Source organism: Mesorhizobium sp. M8A.F.Ca.ET.207.01.1.1 (assembly GCF_004794715.1).
Taxonomy (GTDB): Bacteria; Pseudomonadota; Alphaproteobacteria; order Rhizobiales; family Rhizobiaceae; genus Mesorhizobium.
In genome coordinates this window covers 354548-375866 of record NZ_SRUS01000003.1, presented here as the reverse complement: position 1 = coordinate 375866, position 21319 = coordinate 354548, and the positions used below count along the sequence as shown (strand labels likewise).

The following is a 21319-nucleotide window of genomic DNA, read 5'->3' as shown; positions in this document are numbered from 1 at the left end:
CGTCCCCTTGGACGCGCAAAGGACGCTCTAACATGTTTGAATCTATGCATCGTGCTTTCCGAAAACCGATTCCGATTTTCGGGCCGATGCATTGGCTTGGGCACGGGCGCGGGCTGGGCGGCCCAGCACGCGGTCGAAATAGGCGTTGACGCGGTCGGATTCGATCGGGAAGCGGCCGGCTCGGGCCCAGCCGCCCATATCGCCGAGCAGCACGTCGACGGCGGAAAACCGGTCGCCGAGTGCGAACGGTTTGTCGCCGAGCCGGCGATCCAGTGCCTTGAGCTCCGTAGCGAAATCATAGGCCGCCGCGGGGCCGACCTCGACCCGCACTTCCCTGGGTAAGAGGAAGCGATGGCGCAATTTGTTCCACAGCGGCGCCTCGAATTCGCTCTGGGCAAATGCATCCAGGAATCCATCTCGGCACGGCCCGCAAGGCCCGGATTGGCACCCATGCCTTTATCGGCGTGCTTGTCGGCGAGATAGACGCAGATCGCCGCCGAATCCGTCACGATCAGCTCACCGTCGATGAGGATCGGCACCTTGCCCGACGGATTGAGCGCATAGGCTTCCGGCGAGCGGAGCTTGACCTCGACGAATTCATAGGGCTGCCCGAGTTCCTCGAGCATCCAGAGGACGCGGCTGACCCGGGACCCACGCGATCCAATGGCCTTGTACATCGCTGAACCTGCCTTTCCCCGAAACTCTAGATCATCGGCTGGCGTCATACGATCGTGTCGAAGAGCCGCAGGATGAACGATATCTGGTAGATCAGCGCCGCCGTGACGAAGGCGATGTGGAAGCGGCGGTCGCGGACCAGGATCGCGGCGATGCAGAGCGCGACGAAGATCGGCGTTCGGAACAGATATTCGTTGCCGAAGCGGGCGAAATGCTCCGGCCCTTTCAGCAGGGTGTCGATCACATCGAGCAGATAAGTCGCCGCCAGAAGGCCGAAGAACCAGGCGCGGCGCGAGTAAAAATAGTCCTCGTAGCTGGTGTAATCGAGCATCGAATCCGGAAACAGCAGCGCGCACAGCAGGAACAGCGTGATGGCGTAGAAGATGATGAACAGGTACTTGCCGAAGGTCCAGGTTTCGATGGCGTAAAGGCCGAACTCCCACCACCAGAAATGCACCATCATCAGCAGCACCGAACCGACCCAGGCGAGGTGCACGGGATAGAGCCGGTACTGGCCCGGATGCTGGACGATGCGAGCCAGCCCCGACAGAAGGCGAGTGACGCCGAGCCCGATCACCATGCCCATGACGATGCGAATATGCGGGAAGATGTCGTGGGGAGAGGCTATTTCGGTGGCCATGCCTAATCACAATACGACTTTTCGAGGCCGCATATTGCGGTGTGGAATCCTCCCCTGCAATGGATTTTGCACCACTTGAGGCGGTCGCCGATTTCGCGTCAAAACAGAAAATACCGCTGCGCCATCGGCAGCACGGTTGCCGGCTCGCAGGTCAACAGCTCGCCGTCGGCGCGCACCTCGTAGGTTTCGGGATCGACCTCGACATGCGGTGTGGCATCGTTGAGCACCATGGAATGCTTGCCGATACCACCGCGCGTGTTTTCCACGGCGACGAACTGCTTGTCGACGCCGAGCCGGCCATGCAGCCCCGACTCGAGCGCGGCTTTCGAAACGAAGGTCACTGACGAATTGGTCCGGGCTTTGCCATAGGCGCCGAACATCGGCCGGTAGTGCATTGGCTGCGGCGTCGGGATCGAGGCGTTGGGGTCGCCCATCGGGGCGGCGGCGATCATGCCGCCGATCAGCACCATGTCCGGCTTGACGCCGAAGAAGGCCGGGTTCCATAGCACCAGATCGGCGCGTTTGCCGACCGCGATCGAGCCGATGTCCTTCGACAGGCCATGGGCGATGGCAGGATTGATGGTGTATTTGGCGATGTAGCGGCGGACGCGGAAATTGTCGTTGTCGCCGGTCTCCTGCGGCAATGACCCGCGCTGGCGCTTCATCTTGTCGGCGGTCTGCCAGGTGCGGATCGCCACCTCGCCGACGCGGCCCATGGCCTGGCTGTCCGACGAGATGATCGAGAAGGCGCCGATGTCGTGCAGTATGTCCTCGGCCGCGATGGTCTCCTTGCGGATGCGGCTTTCGGCAAAAGCGATGTCCTCGGGAATCGATGGCGACAGATGATGGCAGACCATCAGCATGTCGAGATGCTCGGCCAGGGTGTTGACCGTGTAGGGCCGCGTCGGATTGGTCGAGGACGGGATGACGTTGGGTAGGCCGCAGACCTTGATGATGTCGGGCGCATGGCCGCCGCCGGCGCCCTCGGTGTGGAAGGCATGGATGGTGCGGCCCTTAATGGCGGTGACCGTGTTCTCGACGAAGCCGGATTCGTTCAGCGTATCGGTGTGGATCATCACCTGCACGTCGTGGTCGTCGGCGACCGACAGGCAGCAATCGATCGCCGCCGGCGTCGTGCCCCAGTCCTCATGCAGCTTGAGCGAGCAGGCGCCGCCCAGCACCATCTCCTCGAGCGCTGCAGGCAGCGAGGCGTTGCCCTTGCCCGACAGGCCGATATTCATCGGGAAAGCGTCGAAGGATTGGATCATACGCGCCATGTGCCATGGCCCCGGCGTGCAGGTGGTGGCCAGCGTGCCATGCGCCGGGCCGGTGCCGCCGCCGAGCATGGTGGTGATGCCCGACATCAGCGCTTCCTCGATCTGCTGCGGGCAGATGAAGTGGATATGCGCGTCGAAGCCGCCGGCGGTGAGGATCTTGCCTTCGCCGGCGATGATTTCGGTGCCGGGTCCGATGATGATGGTGACGCCGCCTTGAGTGTCGGGATTGCCGGCCTTGCCTATTGCGGCGATGCGACCGTCCCTGAGGCCGATGTCGGCCTTGAAGATGCCGGCGCTGGCATCGATCACCAGCGCGTTGGTGATGACGGTGTCGACCGCTCCTTGGGCACGGGAAACCTGGCTCTGCCCCATGCCGTCGCGAATGACCTTACCGCCGCCGAATTTCACCTCTTCGCCATGGATGGTGAAATCCTTCTCGACCTCGATGATCAGCTCCGTGTCGGCAAGCCGCACTCTGTCGCCGACCGTTGGGCCATACATCTGGGCGTAGGCGGCACGGCTCAGTCTGGCCATCAGCGATTGCTCCCGAAATGCGGTATGGTCGAAACCCGGCTGCACATTGCCGCCACCCAATGGTCACGCAATGACCCGCTGGGCGACACCTTCTGATCCCATTTGGCGGTTGAGGTTGGCAGGCCACCCCAAAACGACCGTTTGCCAAACCGATGGAAGGAAAATCCATGCGCAAAACGATAGTTCTTGCAACCGCCGCCAGCCTGATGCTGGCGGGCGCCGCCAGTGCCCAGCAGCAGCCTGCCCAACAGCCCGCTCCGACCGCGCCGGCCCCAGCCGCCCCCGGCGGTCAGCAGGCCGCGCCGGCAATCCAGAGTGTCAACATCATCGACATCAGCGAGTTGCCGAAGGACACCCAGACGCAGGTCAACCAGGTGATCACCCAGCGTGGCGATGCCGGCCTGCAGAAACTGCGCAGCTCGATCGATGCCACGCCCAAGGTGAAGTCCGCCCTCCAGGCCAAGGGCATGACCTCGGCTCAGGTGGTCGCGGCCAGCATGGAGCCAAACGGCGCGCTGACCCTGATCACCAAGAAGGCGAGTTAACGACCCGGCGCGGCGGGCCGGCATCCGGTCCGCCCACCGAATCGGAGAGGGAACCGTGGCAGGGTTGGCGTCGTTTTGTTTCCTGAGCGTTGGAACAAACCGCGGAAGTGAACCATGACCGATACCACCTTGCCAGATATCCGTTGGCTGCATGCCATTGCAGCGGCTGCGTTTCTGGCAGTGGGCCTCCCCCAGGCCGCGCTGAACGCGCAGGGCCTTCAGAGCCCGGAAACCGTCGACCGCATCGTCGGCTCGCAAGTCAACCAGGAAGAGGCCAAGACGACCGCCGAGATTGGAAAGGTCAATTCGGCGATCGAACGCACGCGGGAAAACATCAGTACGGTGCGCAAGACGTCCAAGCTCGACAAGGTCGATATCGTGTTCCTGACCGATGCGGCGCGCAGCGAAGGCGGCCCGCCGCCGGTCATCGAGAACAAGGTCCGGCAGCATCAGGACGATGTTACCGAGCTGCGCAAGGAGATCGAGGCCAACGCGCTGCTCTTCAACGCCATCGAGTCGCGGCGCGTGCTGGCACAAGATGTTCTCGCAGTGGAGTTCGACGATCCCGGAAAGATCGTCATCTATGCGGCCGCCAAGCCATCGGACTGAGCGACGCGCAGCGGCTGCGTTCATGCCCGCCGTGAAGCCGTTCGCCGGCCTTGCGCGCGAAGCATGAGACGTCCTCACAGCTTACCCATTACCTTCTGCTGGAATCCATAGACCTCGCGCTTGCCGCCAAGCGGCACCAGCGTGACGTCACGTTCCTGCCCCGGCTCGAAGCGCGTGGCGGTGCCGGCGGCGATGTCGAGGCGCATGCCGCGCGCGCTCTCGCGGTCGAATGTCAGCGCCTCATTGGTTTCGAAGAAATGGTAATGGCTGCCGACCTGGACCGGCCGGTCGCCACTGTTGGCCACTTTCAGGGTGACGGTCGGCAGACCCTTGTTGAGTTCGATGTCGCCTTGGGCAGGCATGATTTCGCCGGGGATCATCGGACCTCACACGACGCCGAAGACGAGGCCGACGCCGATCGCCGCGCAGGCGGCACCCACGATGCGGGCCACACCACGAAATCTCATGCCGAGGCCGAGCCCGGCGGCGATGCCTATGGCATGGAGCAGCACGGTGGCGATGGCAAAGCCGGCCATATATTCGAGCCCGCCGGCATTTTCCGGCACTTCCGTGCCATGGGCGTGGCCGTGAAACAGCGCAAACAGGCCGATGATAGCGACACCGGCCGAAACGGGGAGATCGACCGCCAGCGCGACCAGTAGCCCGAGCGCCACGACCGAGGCCAGTATGCCCGGCTCAACGAACGGCAACGGCAGATGGGCCATGCCAAGGGCCGCGCCGGCCAGCATGATGCCGACGAACGCCGCCGGCCAGGCCCAGATCGCCTTGCCGCCCTTGAGGGCCGCCCACAGGCCGACAGCGAGCATCACCGTCATGTGGTCGAGGCCCGACAATGGATGCGTGAAGCCGGCCATGAGGGAGGACGTCGAGCCGATGCCGACATGGGCGTAGGCAGGCATGGCTGCCGCCACGAGCAGGATCGCCGAGAGGCACAGGCGTTTGACAGGGATCATTTACTTGCCTTTCGTTTGCGGTGTCAGGCGGCCCTGCGGGGACCGCAGCCCTCGGCCTTGAGCACGCGTTTGGTCGAAGCCGGATATTTCTTCAGCATCGCGGCGGGACGGATCGGCCGGGCTGTAAAATCGCCGCCGCAGTTCGGGCAGACGCCGCCAAGCACGTTTTCGACACAGCCGGCGCAGAAGGTGCACTCGAAGGTGCAGATCCGCGCATCCCGGGCTTCCGGTGGCAGGTCCTTGTCGCAGCATTCGCAGTTCGGGCGCAGCTCAAGCATGTCGGCCTCCTCACCTGATCGGTTCGTGCACGGTCACCAGCTTGGTGCCATCGGGAAAGGTCGCTTCCACCTGCACGTCATGGATCATCTCGGCGATGCCTTGCATCACCTGCGCGCGGCTGACGACATGGGCGCCGGCCTCCATCAGTTCGGCCACAGGGCGGCCATCGCGGGCGCCCTCGACGACGAAATCGGTGATCAGCGCGATGGCTTCCGGATGGTTGAGCTTGACGCCGCGCTCCAGCCGCTTGCGCGCCACGATCGCCGCCATGGCGATCAGCAGCTTGTCCTTTTCCCTTGGCGTCAGGTTCATGCGTCTTCCTGAAATGATGCGGACACAGTCACAGTGACCATAATTTGGGCAACCCCGCCCTTCCGTTGAGCAATCCGACGAGCGGAACCAGCCGTTGGCGCAGCTGGTAGCCGTCCTCGGCGTAGAGCCTCGCAAGAAGCTTGCCAGATGTCGTCACGGTCCAGACACTGGCGCCACCTCGGTCGCCAATGATCTCCCGGACCGCATCGAGCAGAGCCTCGGCTCGCGGCGACACCAGCAGCAGCGTTGCCACGGCGATCGCGCCACCGGATATCGCCGTACGGGCCAGTGTATCGGCAATGGCAGGTCCGATGCGGAAATCCTCGGCATGAATGAGGGCTCCTTGCCTCCGGATACGCCAGCGATCGCGAAAAGTGCCCTGCGCGGCACGTTCGCCCATGGCCAGGCGGCCGAAGACGGCCGCTTCCAGCACCAGCGCCTCGGCTCCGGCCGCAAGCTCGACATCGAGCGTGCGGGCAAAGGCGGCGCGGTCGAAGACGATGGTTTCCTGCGGCAGCCAGGCGATGCTGCCGTTCTCGCCGACGGTCAGCTTGACCCGCACTTCGGCATGGTCCGACGCGGCGCGATAGACTTTTTCGCAGGCCTGGGTTGTTACCGCGGCGCTGGCATCCGCGCCGACATCCACGTCCCAACCGAGGCGGTCGCCGCCGGTCAGCCCGCCGGCGGTGTTGATCAGGACGGCCTCCAGCGGACCGGCCGAAACGGCCGGCAGCCTTATCTTGGCCGAGCCGTCCTGATAGAGGCGCCGCAGCCGCGTGCGGCCGTCGACGCTGGCGCAACCAAGCTGCGCCTTGCCCGCCGCGCGCTGGGCCAGTTGACCTGATAACTTCGTATTTTCGATCGTATCCACGCCGTCAGGTTAAGCACTGTGGCGGTTTTGTCGACATATAGCTTGTTGCTTGATGGCGTTTCCGTTTCTATAGAGGGAACCACCTTGGTACGGTCGGGCGACGCTTGACGGGGGTATAAGGCGAAGATCGCGGCCTGATATCGAGGATAAGAAGGCGCTGTTCAGTTAGCGCCGGGAAACGACAAGTGGGGAAGAAACCGAATGGCTGACCAGCTGGCAACGGACATCATCGAGAAGATCAAGGCCCATGCCGAGCCGGGCGGCGAGGAAATCACCACCACTACCGAATTGACGGCGCTCGGCATCCATTCGCTGGAGTTGACCGAGATCATCTTCGACCTCGAGGAGCAATATGGCATCGAAATCGAGATGAACACGGTCGATGCCTGGAGCAATCTCAAGAATGTCGGCGACATGGTCGAGGCCGTTCGCGCGCTGATCGCGAAAAAAGCCTAACCGAATGCTGAAGCGCGTCGTCATTACCGGCATCGGCGGGCTGTGCGGATTGGGCACCGACGCGCAGGCAATCTGGGCCGAGATGCGGGCCGGCCGATCGGCGATCGGCCCGATCGACAATCCCTTCCTGCACGACCTGAAGGTCAAGACCGGCTGCGAGATCAAAGCACTGCCGGATCACGGCATCGAGCGCAAGCAACTGGTGTCGATGGATCGCTTCAGCCTGCTGGCGGTGATCGCGGCGAAGGAAGCCATGCGGCAGTCCGGATTGGTGCCGCATGCGGACAATACCTATCGGATGGGAACCATTGTCGGTGTCGGCGTCTGCGGGTTCGAGACGGTCGAGGAGAACTATCGCGCCATCCTGATCGAGGGCAAGAATCGCGCCGGCATCTTCACCGTTCCCCGGGTCATGCCGGGCGCGGCCGCCGGCCAGGTCAGCATGCATCTGGGTTTGCGCGGACCGGTGTTCGGCGTCACTTCGGCCTGTTCGTCAGCCAATCATGCCATCGCCTCGGCGGTCGACCAGATCAGGCTCGGCCGCGCCGACGTCATGGTGGCCGGTGGCACCGATGCGCCGCTGGTGTGGGGCGTGCTGAAGGGCTGGGAGGCGCTGCGCGTTCTGTCGCCCGACACGTGCAGGCCGTTCTCGGCCGACCGCCAGGGCCTAGTGCTGGGCGAAGGCGCCGGCATGGCGGTTCTGGAAAGCTACGACCACGCGATGGCACGCGGCGCCACCATTTTGGCCGAGATCGCCGGCGCCGGCCTTTCGGCCGACGCCTCCGATATCGTCGCGCCGACCGTCGAGGGCCCGGAAGCCGCCATGCGCTTCTGCCTGGCCGATGCCGGCCTCAATCCCGAGGATGTCGACTACCTCAACGCGCACGGCACCGGCACGAAGGCCAACGACCAGATCGAATCCCTCGCGATCAAGCGCGTCTTCGGCGACCATGCCCGCGCGCTCTCCGTCTCATCGACCAAGTCGATGCACGCGCATTGCCTCGGCGCCTCGGGCGGGCTGGAGATGATCGCCTGCGTCATGGCGATCCGCGAAGGCGTCGTGCCGCCAACGGCGAATTACCGCGAGGCCGATCCCGACTGCGATCTCGACGTGACGCCGAATGTCGCGCGCGAGCGCAAGGTGCGCGCCGCCATCAGCAATGGCTTTGCCTTCGGCGGCACCAATGCGGTGCTGGCCTTCAAGGCCATCTAGTACCGGGAGGTCACCACCTGTTCGGGCGGCTACTATCCGCCCGGGCGATCCGATCGATTGACTATCCATGCACGGTGAAAGCGCGGCCGCCATATTGATCCGGCCCGACCGCAGCCCTAATTCTTGGCCGACCCGCCAACACCGCGCCGCTTGGTGCGAATCCCCCCGCTCAGGAGTTCTCGATGGCCGACCTGTCCGCCTTTCCGATCGCAACCCGTTGGCCTGCCAAGCATCCCGACCAGATCCAGCTCTATTCGGCAACGACGCCGAACGGAGTGAAGATATCGATCGCGCTGGAGGAACTCGGCCTGCCCTATGAGCCGCATCTGATCAACATCGGCAAGAACGAGAGCTGGACGCCGGAATTCCTGTCGCTCAACCCCAATGGCAAGATCCCGGCGATCATCGATCCCGACGGCCCGGACAGCGCGCCGATCGGCCTTTTCGAATCCGGCGCCATCCTGCTCTACCTGGCGGAGAAGACCGGCCTGCTCATGCCCGTTGACGCGGCGCGGCGCTACGAGACGATCCAGTGGGTCTTCTTCCAGATGGCGGCGATCGGGCCGATGTTCGGCCAGGTCGGTTTCTTCCACAAATTCGCCGGCCGCGAGATCGCCGACAAGCGGCCGCTGGAGCGTTACCGCGACGAATCGCGCCGCCTGCTCGGCGTTCTCGACGTCAGGCTGAAGGGCCGCAAGTGGATCATGGACAATGACTACACCATCGCCGACATCTCGCTGCTCGGCTGGGTGCGCAACCTGATTGGCTTCTACGAGGCGCGCGACCTGGTCGGCTTCGACGATTTCGCCAATCTGGCAGCGTGGCTTGAGCGCGGCCTGGCGCGGCCGGCGGTACAGAAGGGCCTGACCATCCCGGCGCGAAGCTGAATCTGCCCCCGCCGGGAAGCGCGTCGCTACTTTGCTTTCGCCTTGGACCCGCCCTTGCCGACGACAGATGCGGCGAGAGACGCGACACTCCGCGCCGTGGCCACGACCGCTCCGGCCGCGACGTTGGCTGCCGTGCGAACCTTCGAGCCGCCGGCCGCGGCCGGTTTCTTCGCCTGGGCGGTCTTCGCTGCCGCTTTGGGCGCGGTCACCTTCGACGCGCTGCCTGGCACGACTTTCTTGGGCGATGCCTTGCCGAAGGCCGGCTTGGCATCCTTTGAGCGCTGGGCGACCGCTGGACCAGCCCCGGCCTTCGATTGCGTCGCTTTCGGTTGGGCTGACTTGCCCCTGACGGGCTTTTTTGCCTTGGTTGCCATCGGACGGAATCCCTCTTCTGGCATGATTGCCTGACCGGGATAACGCCTTGTAAGTCTTAAGGTTCCCGTCGAAAAATATTGAAAATTAAGAGGGTTAATCGAGATTAACCCGGGTTAACCAATGACCAGGTCGGCCGCCCGGCGTCGTGCCAGCACGCGTTCGATGTTGGGCATGTCGTTGGAAGCTATCCAGGCCCGCGCGTCGGCTTCGGAACGGCCATGCTCGTGCCAGCGTTCCATCAGGCGGCGTTCGAGCTCATTGCGCGGTACGTCGACGAAGATCGAGAAATCGAACAGCGGCGCAAGGCGCGACCACGGCTCCTCGTCGAGCAGCAGGTAATTGCCTTCGACCAGGATGAATTTGGTCTCGGCATCGACGATCGCCGCGGCGGCGCGCGACAATTCCATGCTGCGGTCGAAGACCGGAATGGCAATGTCGGGCTCGCCGGCGCGGATGCGCTTCAGAAGCGTCTCGAAGCCGCCGAAGTCGAACGTGTCCGGCGCACCCTTTCGCGCGCGCAGGCCGCGCCGCTCGAGCAAGATGTCGTCAAAGTGGAAGCCGTCCATGGGCACGACTTCCACCGCGCCTTCCGGCAAAAGGTCGTGCAGGCCCGCCGATAGCGTCGACTTGCCGGCGCCCGGCGGTCCGGCAATGGCAACAATGAAGCGCTTGGCCTTGCCGGCGCGCTTGAAGATGGTGGCGGCGAGGTGGGCGATTTCGGACATTTTGGCTCCTTCCGCACGATTTCAGGCGCATCTTGTCGGCAGTTGGCGGAAATTTCAAACCCTGCCGTTGGCTGGGTTGCACTATGCCGCCGCTGGCTGGCCGATGCGCAGGAAATCACTGTCGAACGGCACCTCCGAGGCCGCGGAGCCAGCCAACCGAAGACGGCCATCCGCCGTGGTGATCTCTCGTGGGGGTTCGCCAGCCGACAGCGGCAACGCACCGATGACGTGGCGGAACGAGACGCCCTCGCCGAGCGCGAATGCCGTCGCCACGCCTTCGCGCTTCAGCCAGTTGTCGCCGAGCGAGGCGGCATGGCCGATCGCCGTGCGCCCATCCTCGATGCCGAGCACGCCGAGATGGCGGCCGCTCCACGGCGCGTAGTCGCGCCCGCCATTGCTGAACCACAGCATGGTGACCGGCAGTTCGGCCGGGTTTTTCAGCACCAGCACCAGATCGTCCTCGGCCTGGCGCGCAAGCGCGGTCCAGCCAGGTCCGCCATGATCGGCCTCGACCAAGGTGAGGAAATCCTCGCGCCGATCCTCCATGCGGTAGTCCGTGAGATCCAGCGTACCGCCGCCGGCAGCGGGGAAATGCGCGAGGTCGGACGACCGGCTGGGATAGGCCAGCATGAAGCGGCCACGTGCAGGATCCGGCTCCAGCGGATCGGCAGGCGTGGCGGCAAACCGCTTCGGCGAGAAAGCCAGCCTGCCGCCGCCTTTCATCGCCGTCATCGGGTGATGGGCGACCGAGATCGCGCCGGACCCGCCGGAAAACACGTGTTCCTGGTAGAGGAAGGGATGGTCGTCGCGCAGGGTGAAAATCTTGTCGACGCTGGCGCCCATCACCTTGTGGCGCAACCGGAAGACGGCGCGCCATCCGCCCTCGGTGGCGCCGCTTTCGACCACATCCCAGGCGCTGTTGGCCGGCCAGCCATGCAGTGGCGCCTCCTCGACATCGCTGCGCGAAAACGGCGCGCAGAGAAAGTCGCCGGAGAGCCGGACGGTGCCCTGCGGCAGGTCTTGAGGCAGCGTCTCGCTTGCGTCGACCCAGGGCGCGCGGTGCAGTGGCCGCAATTGGCGCCCGCCGCTCTCGATGCTCATGTCGGCGATGTGGCCAACCGTGAGGTCGAGCGAAACCGAAATGCCCTTGGCGTTGATCGTGATGGTGTCCATAAGCTCTCACCCGAATCTGACGGGTGCCAAGAAGAACCCGTTCGGCGCACCGCGCAAGCGCGCGGGCGCGCATTTTGCATCAGATGTATGTCCGCCTTCCCACACGCCGAAAGGTGCCGCCCTACTGCCGCTTGTATTCCCGCACCGGCGATTTTGTCCCGTCGGTATAGGTCACCTGCACCGACATCGATTTCACGCTGTCGGCAACCTTGAAATAGGGCTGGAAATCATCGGGGATGGCGTAGGGGTCCTTGGCATTGCAGGGCGGCATGGCAAGCACCTTGTCGAGCACGGCGCCATTCAGGCTGTAACGCACCTCCTTGATGGCGCAGCGGTAGGACAGCATCTGCGTGAAATAGACCAGCCCATGATTGCCGCTGGCGTCGAAGGCGATCCATGACGTCCAGAACTGGTCGAGGATCTGCTTGTTGCCTTGCTGCAGGGCGGCGTCGGGATCGAAGCGGATGTCGAACGGGCCGGTCTCGCGCCCCCTGATGTCGAGATATTTGATCGCGATGGTGGTCGTCGCCGTGCTGTCGGGCAATTCAAAGCTCGGATTGGGCATCGGCTTGCCGGTGCGCTGGTCGTTGAGCGCCAGCGGGCCGGTGTCGGTGAAGGGGCCGGTGTCGCCAAGACGCCAGGATATCGCGGTTGCCGGCTCGGGCAGCGAAATGGTCATCGACCAGCCCTGGTTGGAGCGCATCGGCGTCAGCGAAGGCACGAAGCGGGCGGGGTCGAGGACGTCGCCAAGGGCCGCCAGCCGGCTGCGGCTGCGGTCCAGCCAGTCGGCAAGCTGGGTCTGGTCGACGAAATATTTGAGCAGCCCGCCATCTTTTTCGTAGGAGACGAATTTGGTCAGCGCCTGGGCTTCGCTGCGCTTGTCGGCCAGCGTCTGGCTGCCGAGGCGATCTTCCGAAAACTCCTGCGCCTCGAGGTAATAGGCCGGCGCGAAATCCGGATTGGTCGATATGAAGGCGCTGAGCTTGTCGAGCCGCTGCGCATCGTCGAACTGCAGGATATGCACCAGCTTGATCGACAGCGCCTTGCCCTTGTCGGCCAGTGCTCCGAACACTTCGCGGGCGCCCGCCTTGCCGTCCTGGACCCGCAGCAGCGTGGCAAAGCGCGTATAGGGGTCGATGGCGTCGACATCGAAACCGGCAAAGGCGAGGTAGGAGCGCCGCGCGTTGAGCATGTCGCCCGACAGCTCGTAGACACGGGCATTGTGGTAGAATTCGTCCGGCCGTTTCGGTTCGGCGATGGCGCCGCCTTGCGCGGCCAAGGTGGCAAACCCCTTGGCGATCGTGTCGATCGAAGCGGCGATCTGTTCGGTCGTCGCCTGAAGCTTTTCGGCCTGGGCCACTTGCTGCTGCTGGCCTGCGGCGAGCGTCTCGGTCGTCTGCTTGACCGCTTCCACGGTCTTTTGCGTCTGCGCCCCTTGCGCCGTCTGCTGCTGCTGGACGGAGGCGATCTGATCGGTTTTTTGCGCAGCCGTGTCGGTCGATTTCTTGACCTCTTCGACGGTTTTCTGTGTCTGCGTGACGGTCTGCTCGATCCTGGCCACCTTTTCGGCGACGATGCCCATCGACTTCTGCAGTTGCGCGATCGCCGGCACCAGGCCGGCGATGATGCCGTTCTGCGAACTGGTCTCCTTCTGCACGGCGTAGACGCCGCCGGCAACCGCCGCCGCACTGGTGGCGAACACCAGCGCCGGCAGTGCCTTGGCCGCCAGCACCAGCCTGAGCACGATGGCAATGGCGATGATCACGGCCGCGATCGAGGCAACCAGCGCGATATAGGCGGCAAACGGCGCCAGCGGGTTGAGAATGTCGGAAACGGCGCCGCCGATGAAGGCGATGCTGCCGGCCCATTTGCCGGTGCGGCTGAGCGATGCCCTGATCAATGACGGCGCGGCGCCAGCCCCAATGTCAGTCATTTTGCAACCCCCAAGCCGCCAGATGCCACACTCCTTCCCACGGGAAACGCGGCTCTGGCAAGGAAAGACAGGAACGGGGCGATTTCGGGGCGGCGGAAGCGGAGCTCGAGTTCCTCGCCCCACTCGACATTCCCAGGGCTAACCGGCATTAACCAAATGGACGCATCCGCCGCGTTACGTTAGCTTCGCCTTATCTCAGCAACAGCATCGCCAGAACAGTCAGCCCTTGTCCTTTCCGCGTCTCTTTCCGCTCTTCCAGAAAATCCTGGCTGTCCTGGCCCTGGCGGCCTTGGTTGCCGGCTGCTCGACCACAACCCCGCCCGACACGGTGCTGTCCGTGCCGGCGCCGCCGCAGAAATACGCCGCCATCGTCGTCGATGGAAAGAGCGGCAAGCAGCTGTTCGAGGTCAATTCGACGGCGCAGCGCTATCCGGCGTCGCTGACCAAGATGATGACGCTCTACCTGCTGTTCGAGGCGATGGACACCGGCCGCGTCACCAAGGAGACGCAGATCCCGGTTTCCGATCACGCCGCCTCGCAGCCGCCGACCAAGATGCGCTTCCGGCGCGGGGAGACGATCGACGTCGATTCCGCCATCCGTGCCATCGTCGTCAAATCGGCCAACGACGTGGCGGTCGCGGTGGGCGAATATCTCGGCGGCTCGGAAGACCAGTTCGCCGCCATGATGACATCCAAGGCGCGCCAGCTCGGCATGAGCAGCACCACCTTCCGCAACGCATCCGGCCTGCCCGACGACGGCCAGATGACGACCGCGCACGACATGGCGGTGCTCGGCATGTCGTTGCAGCGGCGCTTCCCGCAGCACTTCCATTATTTCTCCGAAAGCGACTTCATGTTCCGCGGCAGGCTGGTGCGCGGCCATAACGACATGCTCGGCCGCGTGCGAGGCGTCAACGGCATCAAGACCGGCTATATCAGGGCTTCCGGCTTCAACATCGTCACCTCCTACGATGCCGACGGCCGTCAGCTGATCGTGGTGGTGATGGGCGCCGACTCAGCCCGCCAGCGCAACGACCATGTCGAAGCGCTGATCCAGCGCAGCCTGTCGCCCACCATGGCCGACACCAAGACCAGGCTGATGTACGCCGAACAGCAGTAGGTGAGGAGTGGTCCGCGCAGCGGACGAAAAGCCAATTGCTTGGCTTTTCGAATGACGAACGCCCTGAGCCTGCGAAGGGCCGTCCGGGGCCCTCGACTTCGTCATCCACGGGCGGAGCAAGGAGCGAAGCGACGCGGCGCAGACCCGAGGATCCATGCCGCGACCTATGGGCGCCGCAACGGCGCGGAATTCTGCTCCGCTGCACCCACGTCCAACGTCCCGGCATGGATCCTCGGGTCTCCGCGACGGAGCTTCGCTCCTGCTCCGCCCGTGGATGACGAAGTCGGAGGGAAGCGCCCGCTAACCTGCCAACAGCCGGGCACAGCAGGCGGTCGCCCTTGCGCTCGCCCGCAACCCCGCGGCCCCATCCCCCCAACAAAAACCCCACAGCCGGCTATTGTTTTGCCACTGTCACGCAATCGTGCGGAAGACGTGGCATAGGCTGCGAAAACCGGCAGTGGATATGCGCCACCGCCTAAGCGTATTCTAGCGTATCCTCGCCCCTTCCAGCAGGAGCCCATCATGAGCACCGTTCCCAAGGCATCCGAGCAGCAGGGCGCCGACAACCAGAACGACAGCGGCGGCGAGTATTTCGAGGCGCCGACCACCGAGGCCAATCTGCAGGAGGTTTCGGACGAGCATTTCGACACACCCGAAGTGCCGGACTCCGAACCGACGCCGCCCGACGCGTCGCGGATAAAGCCCAGGAAGAAACCGTCGGCGATCTCGGGCCGCAAATTCCGCAAGCGCGACCTGGTGCGCATCGACACGCTGCGCCCGAGCCTTGCCGACCGTATCCGCTCCGACCATCCGGACCTGCCCAAGGGCGCGCGCGTCAGCCGCGAGGAGCTCGGCCGCTACCGCATGCGCTACATGGAGGAGCTCCTGCAGCAGGAGCACGGCGAATTCTCCGAGCTCGACCGCCAGGTGGTGGAATCGATCGCCAAGCAGGACACGATCTCCGAAAACTCGGAAGAGGAATTCGAGGAGCACAGGACCTTTCCCGACCGCGTCTCCGACAACATGGCGGCCTTCGGCGGCAGCTGGTGGTTCCTGATCTCGTTCGCCACCGTGCTTCTGGTCTGGATCGGCATCAACCTGTTCGAGGGCTTGAACGGCGCCTTCGACCCCTACCCGTTCATCCTGCTCAACCTCTTGCTCTCCTGCATCGCCGCCATCCAGGCGCCGGTCATCATGATGAGCCAGAAGCGCCAGGAGGTGAAAGACCGCCTGCGCTCCTTCAACGAATACCGCGTCAACCTCAAGGCCGAGCTCGAAGTGCGCCACCTGCACGAAAAGCTCGACTATTTGATCTCGCGCCAATGGACACGGCTGGCCGAAATGCAGCAGATGCAGCTCGATGCGATGAACGAGCTGGCCGGCGCCAAGAAAGCCAAACGCGCGGTGCGCCGGCGGCGGACGGCGAAGGGTGCGGCGGGGCCGCAGTGAGGTACCAGGCTGCCATGGATAGGGAAATGAAAAACGCAAAGTTTTGCTCTGGTCATAGAAGGCGTTTCTATGCTTCATTGCCGAAATGGGACTCGGCGGAGCGGGATTGGTGAGTGCAAATTCGTCTTATTCGAACTTAATTAGAAATGCGGAAGAATTTCTACGAAAAAGAGGTTCAGTTAGTTCAGAGAGCTCCGTTAGAAGCAAAGATATAGTCGATCATTTGTCAAAGCTTATGTCGGATGGAGAGCTTAAGCCTCCACTGGCGCGGAACACTATATTCAACTATTTGAGTCAGGCGGCAAATACGGACCAAGAATCTAGCATTGTGAGCGGGGGAGCATGGGGCGGTTACTGGCTGGATACCTCGCCAACCGTTGCTCCGCCGAGCCCAGATCCCTCCTCGGTGGCAACCGAAGTTCAAGCAGACAAGGGGACTATCTCATTTCAAGAGAAGGACCTCTATCCACTGATACGCCTTTGGTTTGAGACTAAGGGCTACGTGGCCAAAGATGCCGCAAATAAGCGATCAGGTGGCAAATGGGGAAATCCCGACATCGTTGGGATGAACCGCGTCGAAATCCTTGGGTGCACAGAGTTGGAGGTCGCGTCTTGCGAAGTAAAACTTAGCGACGCGCAGTGGGAGACTTTTATATTTGAAGCGATCTCTCACAAACGGTTCTCGAATCGCTCGTATTATTGCTATCGAACAAGAAATCCGGAAGAGCCTTTGCCCAAGGGGATGGAGTACTATGCTGAGCGGTATCGGGTAGGTCTTGTACAGATTACCCTTTCAGATAACGATTTGGCAGAACTAAAGGAAGCGACCGATTCCAAACTAGAAGCTTTTGTGGATAAGGTGAGGGAACGGTTCCCCGGGCTCTACGAACCTGTGCCGCTGCAGGAAAAGGTAGACCTAATTGATCGTCTCGATTTTCAGGCCAAGCTGTCTCTCCAAGCAGGCTGACCGAAACCCTTCGCTGCCGTAGGGGCTTCAAGTCTGCTCAGCAGCTATTTGGCCGTTGAAGCCCGCGTCGGCTTCCGCTAAGAAGCGGTGACTTGCCGGTTCACCGGCTGGTTCGTTTTCCGGGCTCTTCGTCCTGAAAGCACCCGTAGCTCAGCTGGATAGAGCGCTGCCCTCCGAAGGCAGAGGTCACAGGTTCGAATCCTGTCGGGTGCGCCAAGTTCCATAGGTCCGTTCCGGACACATAGGTTACGGTTTGTACCGGGTAACACGTTTGGCCCGAACGGGTTTTGGAGCCTGATTTGGCCGCAACCACCCCCAAAACCAGGCGTGTCCTGATCACCGGCGCCGGCGCTGTCGACGGCATCGGCTTCGCCATTGCGCGCCAGTTTGGCCAGGCCGGGCATGCCGTTTTCCTGACCGGCGCCAGCGCGCGGGTGCTTGAGCGCGCCGGCGGGCTTCGCGGCGAGGGCATCGATGCCAAAGCCGCTATCGCCGATCTCACCATCGCCGCGGAGGTGGAGCGGCTGCAGGCAGAGGTCGGTACTGTCGATATCCTGGTCAACAATGCCGGCATGGGATCGCTGGCCTCGCCGTCCATCGACAAGACGTTCCTGGCGATGAGCGAGGCCGAGTGGGACCAGGGCATAGACACCAGCCTGAAGACGGCGTTTCTCGTCACCAGGGCGTTTCTGCCGGCGATGGTCGAAGCGGGATATGGGCGCATCGTCAATGTCGCATCGGTGACCGGGCCGCTGGTTTCCTACCAGGGCACCGCCGCCTATTCCGCGGCTAAGGCCGGGATGGTCGGCCTGACCCGGACATTGGCGCTGGAAGTGGCGCGCCACGGCGTCACCGCCAATGCCGTGGCGCCGGGCTGGATCGAGACAGGCGCCTCGAGCGAGCCGGAGCGGATAGCGGCCCTGCATGCGCCGCCGGGCCGCGCCGGCCGGCCGGACGAGGTCGCGGCGGCAGTCGTGTTCCTGGCCTCCGAGAGCGCCAGCTATATCAACGGCGCCTTGCTCGTCGTCGACGGCGGCAACAGCCTTGAAGAACGCAAGGGATAGATCTCGCGGCCGGGTGGATCTCGACCTGACGTAATTCCTTCCATCCAAACGAATGCGATCTCTCTTTCGGGAGAAATTCCCGCACTGCCAAACAGGGCCTACTAGGTGCGCCCGCTTGACTCAATCATCAGTCTGCACTAATCATAAGTCATGACTGTTGATAGTGCACAGCTTGCCGCCTTGGGCGATCCGACCCGAAGGCAGATTTTCGAGCTGATCGCGGAGCGGCCGCGCTCGGTGGCGGAGGTCACGCGGCAGGTCAGCGTGTCGCAGTCCGCGGTGTCACAACACCTGAAGGTGCTCAGGGATTCGCGGCTGGTGCGCGCGGAGCCGAAGGGCGCCAGCAACGTCTACCACATCGATCCGCACGGGCTTGGCCAGATGCGCGCCTGGCTCGACCGGTTCTGGAGCAAGACTCTCGCGGCCTACAAGCTGGCTGTCGAGACCCCACCAGAGGAGTCACCATGAACACCCAGGTCCCCATCGCCTCCGTGAAACAGTCCGTCGTGGTCGAGGCGCCGATCGAACGCGCCTTCAAGGTTTTCACCGAGGATTTCGGCAGTTTCAAACCGCCAGAGCACAATCTGCTTGCAGCCGAGGTCGCCGAGACGGTGTTCGAGCCTCGGGTCGGTGGCCACGTCTATGATCGCGGCGTCGACGGCAGCGAGTGCCGCTGGGCGCGCGTGCTGGCCTATGAGCCGCCCAACCGCGTGCTCCTGAGTTGGGACATCAGCCCGCAATGGCGCATCGAGACCGACCCGGCCAGAACCAGCGAGTGGGAGGTGCGGTTCACCGCCGAAACGGCTGAGCGTACCCACGTCGAGATCGAGCACAGGAACCTGGAGCGCCATGGCCAGGGCTGGGAAGGCGTCCGCGATGCCGTCGCCGGCGATCAGGGCTGGCCACTCTACCTGCAACGCTATGTCGATCTGGTTGCACGGCAGGCCTGACAGCAGCTTTTAAAGGCGCTTCGCCGCCTGCGGTCAGGGCACCATGCCCCTGCACGCCCAGGCGACATTGGCGAACGACCTCGGCCCGTCCGGTCGTCCGGCCTGATAGGCATCGCGAACGGCAGCCTCGGCGCGCTCGCGTTCGGCTGCCTCCAGCGTGGTCATGTATTTGCCGAGCGGGCCCTCGCCGGCTGATATCGGCGCCCAATAATCGGCGAAGTCCTGATAATCCATGCGGATCATCAGCTCGGTTTCGGTCACGTCGGCCAGCCCCTGTTCCACGAAACTCCGCTTCATTTCGCCGGGCTGCATCATCGGCTGGAAGCAATAGCGGCTGCGCAGCTGGCGTCCGCTCTCGCTGAGCGCCGCCACAGTGTCGATCATCATGCGCATGCCCGCCATGCCGCCGAGATGGTCCCACACCACGGCCGCGACCACGCCGCCCGGCCGCGTAACACGGCGCATTTCGGCAACCGCCTTGCCGGCTTCCGGCACGAAGTGAAGCACCAGCAGGGCCAGCGCCCGGTCGAATGCATTGTCCGCGAAGGGCAAGGCGGTGGCATCCGCCTGCTGGATTGCGATGCGCGGATCGGTGTTGCGCCGCTTTGCCGCCTCGACGAAAACAGGCGAAAAGTCGATTGCCCCGATCGCCGCGAGTTCGGCGGATTTCGCCAGCTCGAACGTCAGGCTGCCGGTGCCGCAGCCGACGTCGAGTATCTTTTCGCCAGGGGCAAGTCCGGCGAAGCCGATGAACTTGGGCGCCAGCTTTCGGCTCCAGCGGCCCATGAGTTGCTCGTAGCCGGACGCGTCATGAACGGTGAAACTCGATGTCATATGCCCCTCCCCAGGCTGCAGGCTAGACCTCTATCGGGATGAAGCCAAGACGCGGGGAGCACGGTGGATGCCTGCATCCGGGACGGGACAAGAGAGCCGGCGGTTTATGCGAGGCCCCTGAACGTCGCCACGCTCTCCCGCTCCACCAGCGGACACTCCAGCTTGGTGATGGGATAGCGCCCCCGTCCCGCCACCGCCGGCGCTTCCAGCTGCTCGATCGCCCATTGACCCATGGCCATATGCGGCAGGATCGAGGTGGTCAGCGGCGGAAACAAATGGCGGGCGATTTCCTCGTCATCGTAGCCGACGACGGAGATGTCGGCGGGGATGTGCAGGCCGGCTTCCTTCAGCGCTTCGTAGCAGCCGATGGCGGTGCGGTCGTTCTGGCAGAAGATGGCGGTGGGGCGGTCTTTGAGGGCCAGGAGCTTGACGGTGGCGGCGTAGCCCGCGCTGGCCGACCAGTCGCCTTCGACCACCAGCTCGGGGTCGAAGGGAATGTCGGCGGTGGCGAGCGCGCGGCGGTAGCCTTTGAGGCGGTCCTGGGCTGCCTGCATCCAGGGTTCGCCCGTGATGGTGGCGATGCGGCGGTGGCCGTGGCTGATCAGATGGCGGGTTGAGCTCTGGCCGCCAGCGATCTCGGAGGGCACCACGGCGGGGAAGGCATAGTCCGACGTGTAGCAGTTGAGCAGGATGACCGGGATGTCGAGGCCGTAGAGGAAATCGGGCGCCGTGATCTCGCGCGTGAAGATGGTCATGTAGATCAGCGCCGAAATGCCCCGCCTGGTCAGCGCTGAGATGGCGCGCGGCTCCATCACGGCGTCGCCCATGGTCTGCGCCACCAAAAGCACGTTGCCGGCATTCCACGACGCCTGGCGCGCGCCCTCGATGGCGACCACGGCCTCCGGGCTGGTGGCGAGCTGGTCGACACAGAAGCCGATCACGCCGTCGAGTCCACCAAAGGCGGCGCCCTCGAAAGCCGCAACCGGCTGCTTCAGCGCCGAGAAGGCGGGCGCGCTGTAGCCGAGCGCCCGCGCCGCCTCGATCACCCGCTCGCGGGTCTGCTGCGACAGGCGAATGCCGGGCGAATTGTTGAGCACGAAGGAAACCGTGGCCTGCGAGCAACCGGCGGCGCGCGCGATGTCGGTCATGGTGACGCGGCCCTTGGGCTTTGCCGGCGCCTTGCGGCGCTTCGCGGTTGCGATGTCCGGATCCGTCGTCTCGCTCATGCCGTAGATGTTCCCCAATTCCCAGCCTGTCTAACGGCGGCCCGGCGGGCCGACAAGATGGAGTGACGCCGCCAGTTCGTGGGCGCGTCGGGCAAACTAATAACTATTATCACCCTTTGCAGCCCATCCCATCATGCAGGCCCAGCCTCGCAAAAATACCCAGATCGCAAGGGCCCCGGCTGCGCTCGGACAAGCATCGCTGCGTCATCGAATCGGTTCGGCTATGACACC

Annotated in this window: 25 protein-coding genes, 1 tRNA gene and 1 pseudogene; 12 read left to right on the top strand and 15 right to left on the bottom strand. The window is 63.8% G+C overall.

The annotated features are described in order from the left end of the window. Positions 1 to 42: 42 nt before the first annotated feature. From EN850_RS37085 to ureC, 4 genes and pseudogenes are all read right to left on the bottom strand, one after another. Complete coding sequence (locus EN850_RS37085; protein WP_246689173.1) at positions 43 to 360, bottom strand: glutathione S-transferase C-terminal domain-containing protein; 318 nt, start codon at positions 358 to 360, stop codon at positions 43 to 45. A gap of 158 nt (positions 361 to 518) precedes the next feature. Further along, positions 519 to 626, bottom strand: a pseudogene (locus tag EN850_RS37080) (glutathione S-transferase N-terminal domain-containing protein); the annotation flags it as partial. A gap of 95 nt (positions 627 to 721) precedes the next feature. After that, positions 722 to 1315 (bottom strand): hypothetical protein, encoded by a 594-nt coding sequence (locus tag EN850_RS10525; protein ID WP_127275249.1) that lies wholly within the window; start codon positions 1313 to 1315, stop codon positions 722 to 724. Between the two features lie 98 nt (positions 1316 to 1413). Continuing rightward, positions 1414 to 3129, bottom strand: coding sequence for an urease subunit alpha (gene ureC, locus EN850_RS10520; protein WP_189591069.1), 1716 nt, complete (start codon positions 3127 to 3129; stop codon positions 1414 to 1416). Between the two features lie 164 nt (positions 3130 to 3293). Between ureC and EN850_RS10515 the strand changes: the two genes are divergently transcribed. Then, positions 3294 to 3671: a hypothetical protein gene (locus EN850_RS10515; RefSeq protein ID WP_136091191.1), complete on the top strand. Its 378-nt coding sequence runs from the start codon at positions 3294 to 3296 to the stop codon at positions 3669 to 3671. Positions 3672 to 3785: 114 nt separating this feature from the next. Then, positions 3786 to 4280, top strand: coding sequence for a hypothetical protein (locus tag EN850_RS10510; protein WP_136091190.1), 495 nt, complete (start codon positions 3786 to 3788; stop codon positions 4278 to 4280). A gap of 74 nt (positions 4281 to 4354) precedes the next feature. On the opposite strand, the gene EN850_RS10505 is transcribed toward EN850_RS10510, so the two are convergent. Genes EN850_RS10505 through EN850_RS10485 form a run of 5 tightly spaced genes read right to left on the bottom strand, consistent with a single transcriptional unit; the run spans position 4355 to position 6716 of the window. After that, a complete protein-coding gene (locus tag EN850_RS10505) occupies positions 4355 to 4660 on the bottom strand; it encodes an urease subunit beta (RefSeq protein ID WP_127871251.1) in 306 nt (101 codons plus the stop codon). Positions 4661 to 4666: 6 nt separating this feature from the next. Continuing rightward, positions 4667 to 5254 (bottom strand): HupE/UreJ family protein, encoded by a 588-nt coding sequence (locus EN850_RS10500; protein WP_136091189.1) that lies wholly within the window; start codon positions 5252 to 5254, stop codon positions 4667 to 4669. 23 nt (positions 5255 to 5277) lie between these two features. Next, positions 5278 to 5532, bottom strand: coding sequence for a DUF1272 domain-containing protein (locus EN850_RS10495; RefSeq protein WP_127275255.1), 255 nt, complete (start codon positions 5530 to 5532; stop codon positions 5278 to 5280). A 10-nt stretch (positions 5533 to 5542) separates the two neighbouring features. Next, on the bottom strand, positions 5543 to 5845 hold the full coding sequence (locus EN850_RS10490; protein WP_127275256.1) for an urease subunit gamma: 303 nt from the start codon (positions 5843 to 5845) through the stop codon (positions 5543 to 5545). Between the two features lie 28 nt (positions 5846 to 5873). Beyond that, the gene (locus EN850_RS10485) at positions 5874 to 6716 is read right to left on the bottom strand and encodes an urease accessory protein UreD (protein WP_136091188.1); all 843 of its coding nucleotides are present in this window, start codon (positions 6714 to 6716) and stop codon (positions 5874 to 5876) included. A gap of 201 nt (positions 6717 to 6917) precedes the next feature. On the opposite strand from EN850_RS10485, the gene EN850_RS10480 reads away from it, so the two are divergent. The 3 genes from EN850_RS10480 (at position 6918) to EN850_RS10470 (ending at position 9272) form a co-directional block, all read left to right on the top strand. Continuing rightward, positions 6918 to 7172 (top strand): acyl carrier protein, encoded by a 255-nt coding sequence (locus tag EN850_RS10480; RefSeq protein WP_027145432.1) that lies wholly within the window; start codon positions 6918 to 6920, stop codon positions 7170 to 7172. Positions 7173 to 7176: 4 nt separating this feature from the next. Beyond that, positions 7177 to 8385 carry a beta-ketoacyl-[acyl-carrier-protein] synthase family protein gene (locus EN850_RS10475; protein WP_136091187.1) on the top strand — a complete coding sequence of 403 codons (1209 nt, stop codon included), beginning with the start codon at positions 7177 to 7179 and terminating at the stop codon, positions 8383 to 8385. 182 nt (positions 8386 to 8567) lie between these two features. Then, complete coding sequence (locus tag EN850_RS10470) at positions 8568 to 9272, top strand: glutathione S-transferase N-terminal domain-containing protein (protein WP_135921939.1); 705 nt, start codon at positions 8568 to 8570, stop codon at positions 9270 to 9272. A gap of 26 nt (positions 9273 to 9298) precedes the next feature. On the opposite strand, the gene EN850_RS10465 is transcribed toward EN850_RS10470, so the two are convergent. From EN850_RS10465 to EN850_RS10450, 4 genes are all read right to left on the bottom strand, one after another. Beyond that, positions 9299 to 9646, bottom strand: a complete 348-nt coding sequence (locus EN850_RS10465; protein ID WP_127871246.1) for a hypothetical protein — start codon at positions 9644 to 9646, stop codon at positions 9299 to 9301. A gap of 114 nt (positions 9647 to 9760) precedes the next feature. Beyond that, the gene (locus EN850_RS10460; RefSeq protein ID WP_136091186.1) at positions 9761 to 10372 is read right to left on the bottom strand and encodes a nucleoside triphosphate hydrolase; all 612 of its coding nucleotides are present in this window, start codon (positions 10370 to 10372) and stop codon (positions 9761 to 9763) included. Positions 10373 to 10453: 81 nt separating this feature from the next. After that, positions 10454 to 11545 carry a hypothetical protein gene (locus tag EN850_RS10455; RefSeq protein WP_136091185.1) on the bottom strand — a complete coding sequence of 364 codons (1092 nt, stop codon included), beginning with the start codon at positions 11543 to 11545 and terminating at the stop codon, positions 10454 to 10456. Positions 11546 to 11666: 121 nt separating this feature from the next. Next, positions 11667 to 13478 (bottom strand): methyl-accepting chemotaxis protein, encoded by a 1812-nt coding sequence (locus tag EN850_RS10450; protein WP_136091184.1) that lies wholly within the window; start codon positions 13476 to 13478, stop codon positions 11667 to 11669. A 226-nt stretch (positions 13479 to 13704) separates the two neighbouring features. Between EN850_RS10450 and EN850_RS10445 the strand changes: the two genes are divergently transcribed. From EN850_RS10445 to EN850_RS10415, 7 genes are all read left to right on the top strand, one after another. After that, positions 13705 to 14598, top strand: coding sequence for a D-alanyl-D-alanine carboxypeptidase family protein (locus EN850_RS10445; RefSeq protein WP_127275265.1), 894 nt, complete (start codon positions 13705 to 13707; stop codon positions 14596 to 14598). 522 nt (positions 14599 to 15120) lie between these two features. After that, the gene (locus EN850_RS10440) at positions 15121 to 16047 is read left to right on the top strand and encodes a DUF1003 domain-containing protein (protein WP_127275266.1); all 927 of its coding nucleotides are present in this window, start codon (positions 15121 to 15123) and stop codon (positions 16045 to 16047) included. Positions 16048 to 16156: 109 nt separating this feature from the next. Then, positions 16157 to 17014: a hypothetical protein gene (locus tag EN850_RS10435; RefSeq protein WP_136091183.1), complete on the top strand. Its 858-nt coding sequence runs from the start codon at positions 16157 to 16159 to the stop codon at positions 17012 to 17014. Between the two features lie 139 nt (positions 17015 to 17153). Then, a tRNA-Arg gene (locus EN850_RS10430) sits at positions 17154 to 17230 on the top strand. Positions 17231 to 17313: 83 nt separating this feature from the next. After that, on the top strand, positions 17314 to 18078 hold the full coding sequence (locus EN850_RS10425) for an SDR family NAD(P)-dependent oxidoreductase (protein ID WP_127871240.1): 765 nt from the start codon (positions 17314 to 17316) through the stop codon (positions 18076 to 18078). Between the two features lie 150 nt (positions 18079 to 18228). After that, complete coding sequence (locus EN850_RS10420; protein ID WP_135882673.1) at positions 18229 to 18546, top strand: metalloregulator ArsR/SmtB family transcription factor; 318 nt, start codon at positions 18229 to 18231, stop codon at positions 18544 to 18546. After that, complete coding sequence (locus EN850_RS10415; RefSeq protein ID WP_136091182.1) at positions 18543 to 19028, top strand: SRPBCC family protein; 486 nt, start codon at positions 18543 to 18545, stop codon at positions 19026 to 19028. The genes EN850_RS10420 and EN850_RS10415 overlap by 4 nt, the downstream gene beginning before the upstream one ends. Positions 19029 to 19061: 33 nt before the next feature. Here EN850_RS10415 and EN850_RS10410 read toward each other — a convergent pair whose 3' ends face one another. Beyond that, positions 19062 to 19862 carry a class I SAM-dependent methyltransferase gene (locus EN850_RS10410; protein ID WP_136091181.1) on the bottom strand — a complete coding sequence of 267 codons (801 nt, stop codon included), beginning with the start codon at positions 19860 to 19862 and terminating at the stop codon, positions 19062 to 19064. A 104-nt stretch (positions 19863 to 19966) separates the two neighbouring features. Continuing rightward, on the bottom strand, positions 19967 to 21088 hold the full coding sequence (locus EN850_RS10405) for a LacI family DNA-binding transcriptional regulator (RefSeq protein WP_189591043.1): 1122 nt from the start codon (positions 21086 to 21088) through the stop codon (positions 19967 to 19969). Between the last annotated feature and the right edge of the window lie 231 nt (positions 21089 to 21319).